Genomic DNA, 12,962 nt, shown 5'->3' on the forward strand with positions numbered 1-12,962 from the left:
GGAACGGTCATGTAGCTCCCGTATCATTGATGCGATCGGCCAGCCGCGGGTCTTTCACCCCGGCCGGCCACCTCCTTGTCAGCCTGCCAAGAGATCGCCGGAAATGCCCGTAACCAACTCACTGGAACCGTACTCCCTTGACCTGACCACGGGGCTGCCCCGTATGGCTGCCGCGCCCACAACCCCGCGGCAGCAGCTTCGCTATGCGCGCATCCTGAAAACTGCCTCCGGGTTTGCCCAGCGGCAGTTCGACACGTTGAGCCTTTCCGACGTCGCTGCCCGCGCCGATGTCCCGCTCGGCACTTTGTATCGCTACTTTCCCTCCACCGCCCACCTGATGCTTGCCGTTTACAGGCAGCAGCTGCGGGAGCTGCGGGAGGGCGTCCATCAGCGCGAGGGCAAGGGGCATGCGCTCGCAGGCCTGATGATGGAGATCTTCCATCTCCGGGTGATGCAGCCCGGCGTTGAGCACTGCCTGATCCGCCCGGCAGGCAAGGACGACGACACGGCGCAGCTGCTGCGTGAAATCGATGCCCTCTCCGAAGAAGTGGTCGGCTCGTTGAGCAAGGATTCGGGCAAAGACACTGTGAAGGCCAGGATTCTTCTGCATCTGGTCAGCGGCTTGGTCCAGGCTGTCCGGTGCCGGAGGCTGTCACTTTTCGAGGCCGAGAAGGATCTGAAGCGCGCCTGCTCGCTCATGACCGGCGAATAGAGGTACGCGGTGGTCTAGACCGCGCAGCCCAAAGAATGCGGTTTTTCCTATGACCTGACTCACATTCAGCGCTGGTTGAACGTTTTACTCTCGAATCGTCTCTCTTGGTATTGAATCTTGTACCCTCAACGCCTCCCTAGGCTGGAACTACCGAAGCGGCTAGCAGCCCCCTATCTGCAGAAGCAATGCCGGACCAGCCACCCTTGGTCCGCAACAGCAGTTCTGTTCCTGCCCGAACCATGCCGTGGGTCCACGGCTAGCCTGAGGAGACAAAGACGTGTCCATCGAGACAATTGCAACTGACAACGACGCCCTGGTACTGACCGAAGAAGAGATCTTCGCAGCCCACGAAGGCGGCAAGCTGACGATTTCCAGCACCGTTCCGCTGAACAACAAGCGTGACCTCTCCATCGCCTACACCCCGGGTGTCGCCCAGGTGAGCCGCGCAATCCATGCCGACCCGAAGCTTGCCCGCACCCACACCTGGGCCGAGCGCCTGGTGGTAGTGGTCAGCGATGGCACCGCCGTTCTGGGCCTGGGCAACATCGGCCCCAGCGCCTCCCTCCCCGTGATGGAGGGCAAGTCAGCCCTCTTCAAGTCCTTCGGTGACCTCGACTCCATCCCCCTGGTGCTCAACACCACTGACGTTGATGAAATCATCGAGACCCTGGTCCGTCTCCGCCCCAGCTTCGGCGCGGTAAACCTCGAGGACATTTCCGCTCCCCGCTGCTTCGAACTCGAAGAGCGCCTCATCGAAGCCCTCGACTGCCCTGTCATGCACGATGACCAGCACGGCACCGCCGTCGTGGTTCTCGCGGCCCTGACCAACGCAGCCAAGGTGACCAAGCGCGAGCTCAAGGGCCTGAAGGTTGTTGTCTCCGGTGCCGGCGCCGCAGGCATCGCCATCGCCGAGATCCTCCTGGCCGTCGGCATCGAGGACGTCATCCTGCTCGACTCCAAGGGTGTGGTCAACTCCGACCGCGCCGACCTCGTGGCCGACCCCTCCAGCGTCAAGGCCCGCATGGCCCACCGCACCAACCCCCGCGGCGTCACCGGTGGACCGGGCGATGGCCTGGCGGGCGCTGATGTGTTCGTCGGCGTTTCCTCCTCCAAGCTGGACGAAGAGCACCTGAAGCTGATGAACGACCAGTCGATCGTGTTCGCCCTGTCCAACCCGGACCCCGAAGTCCTGCCGGAGGTTGCACAGAAGTACGCGGCGGTTGTTGCCACCGGCCGCAGCGACTTCCCGAACCAGATCAACAACGTCCTGGCCTTCCCGGGCATCTTCCGCGGCGCACTCGATGCCAAGGCCCGCCGCATCACGCCCGCCATGAAGATCGCCGCAGCGAACGCCATCGCTGAGCTGGCTGCCGAAGACCTCTCCGCGGACTACATCGTGCCGAGCCCGCTCGATGCCCGCGTAGCACCGGCAGTCACCGCCGCTGTTGCGGCTGCAGTCGCCGAGTAGCGGCTACCTGCACAAGACCGACGACGGCGACGCCTCCCGAGCTGGGGAGGCGTCGCCGTCGTTCTTTAAGCAACCCGGGGTCACTTATGGCCCATGTTGGGGGTGCTAACGGGCCGTAAGTGACCCCGGGTTGCTGTGCATAGACTTGGGGCCATGAACGCCGAACTCATCGTGACCATCCTGTGCGGCCTGGCCATTGCGGTTGGCGTTGTCGGGACCATCATTCCTGTGCTGCCGGGAAGCATCCTGATCGGTGCGAGCCTTTTGGCCTGGGCCATCTGGGGCGGTGCCGGTGGCATGGGCTGGGTGATCTTTGCTGTGGGCATGGTGTTTGTGGTCTCGGGAATGGCGGCCAGCGCCGTGTTGACGGGGCGCAAAATGAAGCAGCATGGGATCCCCAACAGATCGGTGCTGATTGGTGTGGTCCTAGGCGTGGTGGGCATGTTCTTTATCCCCGTGGTGGGTCTATTTGTGGGGTTCGCGCTGGGGCTCCTCCTCAGCGAAGTCCAGCGCACGCGGAACTTCCAGGCTGCGCTGCGGTCCAGCGGGGCTGCACTGAAAGCGACCGGCATAGGGATGCTGGTGGAGTTTGCCTTGGCCTGCGCCGCCGCGAGCACCTGGATCATCGGTGTATGGACAGAAGCGGTGTACGGAGGCCCTTAAACACCCCCGCCGGGATGGCATGTGATGACAACCCTGCGATACAGAGTTGTCATCACATGCCATCCCGGCGGAAGAATTACCGGAGGGTGGGAATCTTGACCTGCGCCGGGCGGAAGGTTGCGCCGGCCCCTGGGAACAGCGGGACATCGATCCGCGCGTGAGTATGAATTTCCTGCACGGTGTCCTTGGTGTGCTGCGCGATTGCGGCCAGCGTAGTGACCCACATGCCGTCCAGATCCTTCACCCTTTCGATCAGTTGCTCCAGGGCCACTGCCCGGGACGGTCGGCCGGAGATGAACGGGTGGTTGGTCAGGACGAAGCAACTGCCCTGGGAGCGGTGTGCCTGGGCTTCGAGGGTCCACATTTCCAAGGCCTTGGCAGGACTCTCGATCACTCCACTGCCCGTGACTCCGGGGTAGAACGCGTACTGCTCCCAATCATCCAGGGCCCAATCCACGGGTATCTCCACGATGTCCCGGGAGTCACCCTCGGCTACTGCCATCCGGTAGGGGGCGTCGCCGTCGAGCAGGCTTGAATCGTAAAGGAAGCCGCGGTCCGCGAGGAGCGCCGGTGACTGCCAGTTCAATTCCCACCACGGTGCGCGGTAGCCCACGGGGCGGACGCCGGCGACGTTGGCCAGTGCCTCCAGCCCGCGGTCCAGGTAGCTGGCTTCGGTGGCAGCGTCGATCCCTTGCATGGGCTCGTGGAGGTAGCCGTGATGGGCGATCTCGTGGCCGCCATCAGCGATCCTGCGCACGACGTCCGGGTAGCTCTCCGCCGTGAAACCCGGGATGAAGAAGGTGCCCTTGATGTCCTGGCGGTCCAGGATCTGCAGCAGTCGGGGAACGGCGATTTTCGGGCCGTAGGACTGGTGGCTCATGAGGGACATGCGCCGGGCGCTGGAAGGGTCATGGGCGATGGTGCAGGACTCGGCGTCGACGTCGAAGGTGAACGACGCTGCTGCCTGGTAACCCTCGGGCCACGTGACGGGGTGGAGCGAATCAGCGAAAGCGGGCTGGTTCATGCTGTGGTCCTTTCAACAGCCGGTGCGGGTGCCGGCTGTGTGACTGATACGTGGTTTGAGTCGGCGAGGATGTATTTCTTGTGCGCCCGTGGGCCAAGGATTGCGTAGACGATGGCGCTGGTGAGTCCGCCGGCCAGCCACGAGAGGTCCCAGCCGCCCAACGCAACAGCAACCGGTCCTTGCATGGCCGGAACCAGGCCGTACATGAACAGCCAGGTGGAGAAGATACCGGCCAGCAGCGAGACGATGCCTGCCCAATTGATCACTGGCAGCCGATGCGTGCCGACGCCGTCGAAGAGGCGGTCGACCTTGGCCGGCCAGCGCTTTTCGAGCCAGAAGTAATGGACCAGCATGACGCCGCCCCAGGCAGCTACCCAGGCGACCAGGCCGATCAGCCAGGCATCGAGTACCGCGGCGAAGTCTTCCTGGAAGATGAAGAACACGACGGCGATCAGCGAGAAGACGCCGACGAACAGGTTGAGCTTGCGGCGGCTGATTTTGATATCCAGGGCCTGCGTGGCCACGGAGAAGGTGTAGATGTTGAGGATGTTCGTGGCGATGGGGCCGTGAAGCACCATGAGCAGTACCGGCAAGGCCATGACGCCGAAGTTTTGCACGATCAGCTTTCCGGGATCGATTTCCCCGCTGTTCGTGGCAAGGCTGGCTCCGAGGACACCCAGCCAGACAACGGGGATGAACTGGCCAAGGACCGACGCCAGGTAGACCTTGCGCTTGGGAACGGAAGTGCTGACGAAGCGCGAGTAGTCTGCGGCGTAGGTGAACCAGGTGATGCCCCAGCCGATGCCGATGGCGGTCATGACGGCGCTCATTGCGGCGATCCGCTCGGTACCTTCGAGGATGTTGCCGGCCGGGCCTGCATAGCCCCAATCGATCTTCATGCCGAACCAGGCCACGGCTGACATGACGGCGAGGATGACGATGGTGGGCGGAACCGTCCACTTTTCGAACGCGGCGATGGCCTTGTAACCGAACCAGGCGATGGCCACCTGCGCGGCCATGATGGTGGTGGCGACGCCGATCTTCCAGCCGTAGTTGTGGGCGGTGGGATCCACCCAGCCCAGTGTTCCAAACAGGGCCATGACAAGGTCCAGGATGATCCACGTGTTGACGGCGCACCATCCGATCACCAGGAGGGCTTGAATGGCGGCGGGAAGGTAGTTGCCGCGGCGGCCGAAGGCGGCCCGGGCCAGGACCATGCCGGTGGCCCCGGTCTTTTGGCCGAGTAGAACGAAGCAGCCGAAGAGGAGCATGCCGATCAGGTTTCCCAGGACCAGGACGATCACGGTATCTGCGAAGCCCAGGCCCAAGTGGATGCCGAGCGCACCCAGGACCCAGTTGATGGGGGCAAGGTTGGCGCCGGCCCAGATCCAGAATTGTCCGGAAACTTTGCGGGTGCGGTCTGATTCGGGGATCGGCTGGAGCCAGGCTTCGCTGTCATGGCCCGGCGCCGTTGCCGGTCCTGACTGCGCTCGGCCTGCCTGCGTTGAGCCTGGCTGTGTTGGGCTGGAAGACGCGGGGGAGAGGTTGTCTTGCATGGGGAGAGCCTCCGTGTGTGAAAGGGACTCCTCCAGCGTATGTGGGTCAGATCACAGCAACAAGATACGATGTGTCTAAAGGAAGTCCGACGAACCATACGGAGTGTCATGCCAGTCCTGTTGAGCGCGGCCTTGGACTATGAAAGCCTCAAATCAGCCGACCCCCGACTCCTCAACCATGTCCCGGACGCCCTGGCCAGGCCCGTCCGATGGGTGCATTCAAGCGAAGTCCTGGATATCGCGCCGCTGCTCAGCGGTGGCGAACTGCTCCTCAGCGGGGGCCAGGCACTCGCCGCCGTGGGGGAGGAAAGGCAGGCCGAATACGTCCGCGAACTCGCGGCCCGGGGGATAGCGGCATTGGCACTCGAAACAGGCCCAGCACTGCCCGAGGTCCCCGCCGGAATGCTGGAAGTCGCCGAAGCGGCCGGCCTGCCCGTGATCGAGTTGCGCCGGGTTGTCCCGTTCGTCGGCGTGATGCAGGAGATCAATTCGCTCCTCGTGAGCGAATCCGTGGAGCACCTCCAACGCGGTGACCAGGCCAGCCACGCAATGGCCGCCGAACTTGCCCATGGCGGCGGCCTCGACCAACTCCTGACTGTCCTGGCCGAAAGGACAGGTGCCAGCGCAAGGCTGGTATCGCCGTCGGGCCTGACGCTCGGGGCGGCGGGCTCCTTCAACGACGGCGGCAGCGTCACCACTGTGGACGTGCCGGTGCGGGGAGTGCTTGCGGCCCGCCTTGAGTTGCAAACGCCCGACGACGGCGACACCGGCCTTGCGCGCGTGGCCGGCGAACGTTCCGTGGACATCCTCGGGTTGGCGCTGCTCCAGCGCATGCCGCCGGGTTTGAAGGAATTGGCTGGCATCGAACTCATGCGGGCCATCAACTCCGGGAGCCAGCAGTGGCAGTTGCAGCAACTGGGGCCGGCGTCTGGGTTCCCCATTGGCGGCGACGTGGCTGCCGTCGTGATCCGCTCCACGGGTGCCGGGCATTTGCGTCCGGCCGTGGATGCGCTGCTCCGGGAATGTGTGCCGCACAGCGCCAGCTACGCCAACAATGCGGAGCTAATCGCGCTGGCGTCTTTGGGCGAGGGGGCTGTTGCACGGGCCACGCTGTTGGAGGCGCTGCGCGGCTTCGACGTGCCGTCGGGATCGGTGATTGCCGTGGGACCGCTGGCCAGGGGTGTCGGTGAAGCACCGTGGTCCCTGGCCGAAGCGCGCAGGGCGCTTGACCTCGGTTTGAGCGCGGGGGTTGTGGTGGATGCGGACACACTGGCCGTTGAGCTACTCGCCGCCGATGCCCTGGACCCGGCCACCCGCGAAGGATTCGTGCAGCGGCAGCTGGGTGCCGTCGTCGAGCATGACCGCCTGAAGAAGTCCGAGCTGATGAGGACGCTGGCCGTCTGGCTGGACAGCGGCTGCAACACAGCGCAAGCCGCGCGTGAACTGCACTTGGAGCGACAGTCCCTGCATCATCGGCTCCAGCGGATCTTTGAGCTCTGCGGCGGAGACCCGCGGGGAACGGGCCGGCTCGCGGCGCTGCATCTGGCGACGCGGCTGGCGCGGCTGTAGACCCTTAAACGCCAATTCGACGGCCCGCTGCGCATTCGATGGTCACACGGTGGAACCATCTACTGCGCAGCGAACCGTCGAATCGGGCAAACAAGGCCTTACTTCAACACGATCGTCCTGTTCCCATTCAAGATGATCCGCCCTTCGCAGTGCCAACGAACGGCGTTGCTGAGGGCCTTGCATTCAGTGTCCCGGCCGGCGGCTACGAGATCGTCCGGCCCGAACGTGTGGTCCACTTCCACTACCTGCTGGGCGATGATGGGACCTTCGTCCAGTTCGCCGTTGACGTAGTGGGCTGTGGCACCCACGGTCTTCACGCCACGCGCGTAAGCCTGGTGGTAGGGCTTGGCACCCTTGAAGCTCGGCAGGAACGAGTGGTGGATGTTGATGGCGCGGCCATCGAGCTTGCGGGCCAGATCATCGCTGAGGACCTGCATGTAGCGGGCCAGCACCACGAGCTCAACGTCCAGTTCATCGATGATTTCCAGCAACCGACCCTCGGCGGCGGGTTTGGTGGCCGCTGTAACGGGAACGTGGAAGAAGGGGATCCCGTGCCACTCCGCCAAGCCCTGGTGGTCGGTGTGGTTCGAGACCACGCCCACCACATCGATGGGCAGCTCACCGATCCGTGCCCGGAACAAGAGGTCGTTCAGGCAGTGCCCGAACTTGGAGACCATGATCAGCACCCGGCGCTTGTAGCCCTGGCGCTCAAGCTGCCAGTTCATGCCGTATTTCGCGCCCACGGGGGAGAACGCGGAGCGCAGGGTGTCCAAGGTGGACTCGTCTCCGGAGGATGCAAAGTGCACCCGCATGAAGAAGTGGCCCTCGGCGCGGTCCCCGAACTGCTTGTTGTCGATGATGTCGCAGCCGTGTTCCAGCAGGAAGCCGGAGACCGCGTGCACGATCCCGGGACCTTCGGGGCAGTCCAGGGTGAGGACATGCTCCACAGTGGTTTCCCCGCCGGCAGAAACGGCGGATTCAGTTTGGATGGCAGTCATGCTCAGCACTCCACTACGTTGACGGCGAGGCCTCCACGCGAGGTCTCTTTGTACTTGGATTTCATGTCTGCGCCGGTTTCGCGCATGGTCTTGATGGCTTTGTCCAGCGAGACTTTGTGGCTGCCGTCGCCATGCAGGGCAAGGCGGGCGGCATTGATGGCCTTGACGCTGGCAATGGCGTTGCGTTCGATGCAGGGGATCTGCACCAGCCCGCCCACGGGGTCGCAGGTGAGGCCCAGGTTGTGTTCAATGCCAACTTCGGCAGCGTTCTCCACCTGCTCCGGCGTGCCTCCAAGGACTTCGCAGAGCCCGGCGGCGGCCATGGAACAGGCAGAACCCACCTCACCTTGGCAGCCCACCTCGGCACCGGAAATGGACGCGTTGATTTTGAACAGGATTCCGACGGCGGCCGCCGCGAGCAGGAACCGCACGACGCCGTCGTCGTTGGCTCCCGGAACAAACTTGGTGTAATAGTGCAGCACTGCCGGGACGATACCGGCCGCACCGTTGGTTGGCGCGGTGACGATCCGGCCGCCTGCGGCGTTTTCCTCGTTCACTGCCAGGGCGAACAGGTTGACCCATTCCATGGCGAGCAGCGGGTCAGCCGAACTTGCACCGTTCAGGTCCGCGTCGGTTTCGGAAAGCTTCTTGAACAACGACGGCGCCCGTCGCCTGACCTTCAGGCCTCCCGGCAGGATTCCCTCGGCAGAGCAGCCGTTGTCCACGCATTCGCGCATGACGGCCCAGATGCCCAGCAGCTTTTCGCGAAGTTCTTCCTCTGAACGCCACACCAGCTCGTTGGCCAGCATGATGTCGGAGATGGACTTGCCTTCACGCACGCAGATGGCCAGCAGCTCATCTGCGGTGGTGAAGGGGTAGGGGAGCACGGTGTCGTCAGCCACGACCTTGTCGGCTCCGGAGACGTCCCCGTCCACCACGAACCCGCCACCAATGGAGTAGTAACTGCGTTCCCGCAACACTGCCCCCGTGTGGTCCAGTGCTCGGAAAGTCATCCCGTTGGGGTGCGCCGGAAGGGACTTTCGGCGGTGCAGGACCACGTCCTCGTCCCAATTGAAGTCCACGCGGTGGTCGCCGCCCAACCGCAATTCGGCGTCGAGGGCGGCGGCCGCAACCTGGTCATCGGCGGTGCGGGTGTCCACGGTTTCGGGGGAGTGGCCCTGCAGTCCCAGCACCACGGCCTTGTCCGAGCCGTGGCCCCGGCCGGTGGCGCCCAGCGAGCCGAAAAGCTCAGCCTGGACGCGCACCGTGGCCGGTAGCTGGCCGGATGATTCAAGACCATCCGTAAACTGCTTTGCCGCACGCATCGGACCCACCGTGTGTGACGATGACGGCCCGATGCCCACAGAAAACAGGTCAAGCACACTCAGTGCCATTACGGGACCTCAGGCGACGCGTATTCCCGCATGGCGTCCAGGATCCAGCGGCCCAGGAAGTCGGCAAACGAGGCCCGGGGAAAGATCCGGTAGCTTTCGTCCGAGACCTTCCACAGCATCACCGGGATGTGGGCAAGCTCGGTGGACACGGCGGTACCGGCCTTGAAAACACGCGGGTGCAGGTCCAGTGAGCACGTCTTCTCAAGCACGGCGCGGGCGTGGCTGCCGGAGAGTTCGAATGTGGTGCGGTTGGCGGACAGGTCCACCACCTGGCCTGCGTCGCTGCCCAAAGCCGCGGTCAGGTCGCTGACCAGGGAGCCGCCGAGCGAATCGTGGGCTTCCTCGGGGGCCACCACCATGAACTCAGTGGGACCCAGCCACAAAGTGCTTACCGCATCCTTGGCCGTCACCTCACCGCACGCGGCAGGCAAGCCGCCGGTCACGGACGCAACGCGGGCACCGGCGTCGGACGTCCGGTCAACCCGGATACCCACCATGGCCTGGTACGGGATTTCGGTGAGTGTCACCGTGCCCGGAATCGAACCGGAGGTGAAGGCGTCAGCCAGGTGCTCGGCCGGGCTGCGGCGGGCGCCCCGGACGCGGTTGACGGTTTCTGCTGGTGTTGCTGTTTCAGCCATCTTTGCGGGTCCCTTCAGCATCAAAAAGTACGGTTTCGCCAACAACCACGTCCACCAATTGGTCTCCCAGCGAAGCCACCAGGGTTTCGCCGATGCGGTTGCGGCCGTTTTGGATAAGTGCCAGGGCGAAGGAGCGGCCCAGCGCGGCGCTGTGGTAGCTGGAGGTTACGAAGCCCTCCATGGGGACGGGTCCGTTGGCAGGGTTGACCGGGATGCCCTTCTCCACCAGCTGCGTGCCTTCCGGCAACCTCAGCGAGTGGTCCACGGGGAGGACGCTTACCAGGTGTTTGCGGTCCTCGCGGCTGGCGTCTTCCCGGAGGTAGGAACGCTTGCCGATGAAGTCCTTGGCCTTGGAAACGATCCAGTCCATGCCGGCATCCTGCGGAGTGACCGTGCCGTCGGTGTCCTGCCCGACGATGGGGTAGCCCTTCTCGGCGCGGAGCACGTGCATGGTTTCGGTGCCGTACGGGGTGATGTTGAACTCGGCACCGGCAGCAGCAACGGCTTCCCAGGTGTTGAGCCCGTACCAGGAAGGAACGTTGATTTCGTAGGCGAGTTCGCCGGAGAAGGAGATGCGGCAAATACGTGCCTGGACTCCGGAAGCCAACGTGGTCTCGCGGAAGGTCATGAATGGGAAGGCTTCAGCGTCGAGTCCGCCATTTTCGGCGAGCTCCGGTGCGACTTTCGCGATCACGGCGCGGGACTTCGGGCCAACGACGGCGATGGTGCTCCACTGCTCCGTCACGGAGGTGAAGACAACATCGAGTTCCGGCCACTCCGTCTGGTGCCACTCTTCGAGCCAGTCCAGCACCTTGGCTGCGCCGCCGGTGGTGGTGGTCATGAAGTAGCGGTCATCGTCAAGGCGCAGGGTCACGCCGTCATCGAAGATCATGCCGTCCAGGGTGCACATCACGCCGTAGCGGGCGGAGCCCGGGGCGAGCTTCTTGAACGCGTTGGTGTAGACGCGGTTCAGGAATTCGCCTGCGTCCTTGCCGCGGATCTCGATCTTGCCCAGGGTGGTCGCGTCCATGAAGCCCACGGATTCGCGGACGGCTGCACATTCGCGCAGCACGGCCGTGTCCATGTCTTCGCTGCCCTGCGGGTAGTACCAGGGGCGCTTCCATTGCCCAACGTCTTCGAACAAAGCGCCCTGGGCAACGTGCCACGGGTGGATGGAGGTGACGCGGGCGGGGTCGAAGAGCTCTCCCCGCTGGCGGCCCGCCAGGGCCGCGAAGGCCACCGGGGTGAATGGTGCACGGTAGGCCGTGGTGCCGATCTCGCCGACGCCCGGAACGCTTTCAGCGCCGCCGAACTTCAACGCCGCGGCAATGACGCCGATTGCGTTGACGCCGGAGGTCTTGCCTTGGTCGTTGGCCGTGCTGATGGAGGTGTACCGCTTGACGTGCTCAACCGAACGCATGCCCGCGCCCGTGGAGCGGAGGACATCCGCCACGGACTGGTCGCGCTGGAAGTCGACGAAGTGGTGGTGCCACTCGCCGGGCTCACCGGTCTGGCCGGGAACCAGCCAAAGCTGGCGGGTCGGCGCGCTGGGGACCGGTGCCTGCAGTTCCACCGGCGTGGTTGCGGACTCAAAGCCCGCAGCGATGGAGGCAGCAGCACCGGCGGAGATGCCCTCTGCCAGGCAGTCCTGGAGTTCGTAGCTGCCGCGGCCTGCGCCAACAACCTGCTGGTCCCGGACCGGAGCGGTTGGGACGAAAGCAGCGAGCTCGTCATCCCAACGCAGCTTGCCCTGGCGCTGGCTGTGGAGGTGGACCACGGGGCTCCAGCCACCGGAAACGGCGAGGAGATCGGCAGCCAGCTGTTCGACGCCCGAGGTGAGTTCGCCGTCGTCGTTAATGCTGCGGACGGTGACGCCATTCAGGCGGCCGTTCTCATCCGCGGAGGTGTCCGCAACCGCGCTGCCAATCAGCACCCGGATACCGGACTCGACGGCGGCAGCGGCCTTCGCGCTGATCTGCGGACGGGCATCGACGACGGCGGCAACCGCCACGCCTGCTGCCTTCAAGTCCGCGGCAAGTGCGTAGGCGGAATCGTTGGTGGTGCTGATGACCACCCGCGAACCGGCCGCGACGGCGTAGCGGTTCAGGTACGTGCGGGCTGCCGAGGCGAGCATGATGCCGGGGCGGTCGTTGTTCTCGAAGACCAACGGACGCTCGTGGGCGCCGGGAGCCAGGACAACCTGCTTGGCACGGATGTGCCAAATACGCTGGCGGGAGACACCCGGAGCTGCCGGAACGCTCAAGTGGTCCGTGCGGTTCTGGGCTGCGATGAAGTAGTTCGAATCGTAGGAACCGAAAGCGGTGGTGCGGTTCAGGACGGTGCATTCGCCGCTGGAAACCAGCTCTGCCTCCACGTCGGCAACCCATTCAAGCGCTGGCTTTCCTTCGATCTCTTCGGCGAGCCCTTCCGCGGTGGAGCCGGAGAGCAGCGAGCCACCGAGCTCGGGCTGGTCGTCGATCAGGATGACCCGGGCGCCGGTGCGGACTGCCTCGCGGGCTGCTGCCAGGCCGGCAACGCCGCCGCCGACCACCAGGACGTCAGTGTGGACGTACTTCTTGTCGTATTCGGCCTTGTCCTCGTTAGGGTCCAACTTGCCCAGGCCGGACAGGAGCTCGATGTTCATGCCGTCCACCAGCGAAACCGCGGTGGCAGGGAGCATGGACTCGGCAACGTGGCCAGGGAATCGGGGAGCGATCTTGACCAAAGCGTTGGACTCTTCCACGCCTGCGGCCATGATGCCGCGGGGGCGGTCCTCATAGAGGGAGTTGCCTGCGTTGATGTGGCCGTTGGCCAGAAGCGCCGAAGCGATGGTGTCGCCCGGGTGGCCGGTGAATTCCTGGCCGTCCACGGTGAAGCGCCAAGCGATGCTGCGATCGATGCGTCCGCCGGTGGCGAGGCGTGCGTTCTTGCTGGTCACTT

Annotated in this window: 10 protein-coding genes; 4 read left to right on the forward strand and 6 right to left on the reverse strand. The window is 64.6% G+C overall.

Features of this window, described 5'->3' with window-relative positions; all coding sequences use genetic code 11:
• The first annotated feature begins 103 nt into the window (after positions 1-103).
• From PJL15_RS13290 to PJL15_RS13300, 3 genes are all read left to right on the forward strand, one after another.
• The gene (locus tag PJL15_RS13290; protein ID WP_281451612.1) at positions 104-712 is read left to right on the forward strand and encodes a TetR/AcrR family transcriptional regulator; all 609 of its coding nucleotides are present in this window, start codon (positions 104-106) and stop codon (positions 710-712) included.
• A gap of 277 nt (positions 713-989) precedes the next feature.
• Complete coding sequence (locus tag PJL15_RS13295; RefSeq protein WP_281451613.1) at positions 990-2,180, forward strand: NAD(P)-dependent malic enzyme; 1,191 nt, start codon at positions 990-992, stop codon at positions 2,178-2,180.
• 153 nt (positions 2,181-2,333) lie between these two features.
• On the forward strand, positions 2,334-2,843 hold the full coding sequence (locus PJL15_RS13300; protein ID WP_281451614.1) for a DUF456 domain-containing protein: 510 nt from the start codon (positions 2,334-2,336) through the stop codon (positions 2,841-2,843).
• Positions 2,844-2,919: 76 nt separating this feature from the next.
• Here PJL15_RS13300 and PJL15_RS13305 read toward each other — a convergent pair whose 3' ends face one another.
• Positions 2,920-3,867: a polysaccharide deacetylase family protein gene (locus PJL15_RS13305; protein WP_281451615.1), complete on the reverse strand. Its 948-nt coding sequence runs from the start codon at positions 3,865-3,867 to the stop codon at positions 2,920-2,922.
• On the reverse strand, positions 3,864-5,423 hold the full coding sequence (locus PJL15_RS13310; RefSeq protein WP_281451616.1) for a purine-cytosine permease family protein: 1,560 nt from the start codon (positions 5,421-5,423) through the stop codon (positions 3,864-3,866). The genes PJL15_RS13305 and PJL15_RS13310 overlap by 4 nt, the downstream gene beginning before the upstream one ends.
• A gap of 108 nt (positions 5,424-5,531) precedes the next feature.
• Between PJL15_RS13310 and PJL15_RS13315 the strand changes: the two genes are divergently transcribed.
• Positions 5,532-6,992, forward strand: a complete 1,461-nt coding sequence (locus PJL15_RS13315) for a PucR family transcriptional regulator (RefSeq protein WP_281451617.1) — start codon at positions 5,532-5,534, stop codon at positions 6,990-6,992.
• Between the two features lie 98 nt (positions 6,993-7,090).
• On the opposite strand, the gene purU is transcribed toward PJL15_RS13315, so the two are convergent.
• From purU to PJL15_RS13335, 4 genes are read right to left on the reverse strand one after another with little or no spacing between them, the layout of a single operon-like run.
• Positions 7,091-7,990 carry a formyltetrahydrofolate deformylase gene (gene purU, locus PJL15_RS13320; RefSeq protein WP_281451618.1) on the reverse strand — a complete coding sequence of 300 codons (900 nt, stop codon included), beginning with the start codon at positions 7,988-7,990 and terminating at the stop codon, positions 7,091-7,093.
• A gap of 2 nt (positions 7,991-7,992) precedes the next feature.
• Positions 7,993-9,384, reverse strand: coding sequence for an L-serine ammonia-lyase (locus PJL15_RS13325; protein ID WP_281451619.1), 1,392 nt, complete (start codon positions 9,382-9,384; stop codon positions 7,993-7,995).
• Entirely contained in the window at positions 9,384-10,022 is a 639-nt protein-coding gene (locus tag PJL15_RS13330) for a sarcosine oxidase subunit gamma (protein ID WP_281451620.1), read from the reverse strand. Before PJL15_RS13330 ends, PJL15_RS13325 begins: the two co-directional genes overlap by 1 nt.
• Positions 10,015-12,960, reverse strand: a complete 2,946-nt coding sequence (locus PJL15_RS13335) for a sarcosine oxidase subunit alpha family protein (protein WP_281451621.1) — start codon at positions 12,958-12,960, stop codon at positions 10,015-10,017. The genes PJL15_RS13330 and PJL15_RS13335 overlap by 8 nt, the downstream gene beginning before the upstream one ends.
• Positions 12,961-12,962 lie beyond the last annotated feature (2 nt).

This window comes from Paenarthrobacter nitroguajacolicus (genome assembly GCF_029952445.1).
Lineage (GTDB): Bacteria > Actinomycetota > Actinomycetes > Actinomycetales > Micrococcaceae > Arthrobacter > Arthrobacter nitroguajacolicus_B.

Excerpts from the sequence above, each read along its gene's own strand:
- purU (WP_281451618.1), bottom strand. The coding sequence starts at position 7,990 with ATGACTGCCATCCAAACTGAATCCGCCGTTTCTGCCGGCGGGGAAACC.
- PJL15_RS13300 (WP_281451614.1), top strand. The coding sequence starts at position 2,334 with ATGAACGCCGAACTCATCGTGACCATCCTGTGCGGCCTGGCCATTGCG.
- PJL15_RS13310 (WP_281451616.1), bottom strand. The coding sequence starts at position 5,423 with ATGCAAGACAACCTCTCCCCCGCGTCTTCCAGCCCAACACAGCCAGGC.
- PJL15_RS13305 (WP_281451615.1), bottom strand. The coding sequence starts at position 3,867 with ATGAACCAGCCCGCTTTCGCTGATTCGCTCCACCCCGTCACGTGGCCC.
- PJL15_RS13315 (WP_281451617.1), top strand. The coding sequence starts at position 5,532 with ATGCCAGTCCTGTTGAGCGCGGCCTTGGACTATGAAAGCCTCAAATCA.
- PJL15_RS13330 (WP_281451620.1), bottom strand. The coding sequence starts at position 10,022 with ATGGCTGAAACAGCAACACCAGCAGAAACCGTCAACCGCGTCCGGGGC.
- PJL15_RS13290 (WP_281451612.1), top strand. The coding sequence starts at position 104 with ATGCCCGTAACCAACTCACTGGAACCGTACTCCCTTGACCTGACCACG.
- PJL15_RS13325 (WP_281451619.1), bottom strand. The coding sequence starts at position 9,384 with ATGGCACTGAGTGTGCTTGACCTGTTTTCTGTGGGCATCGGGCCGTCA.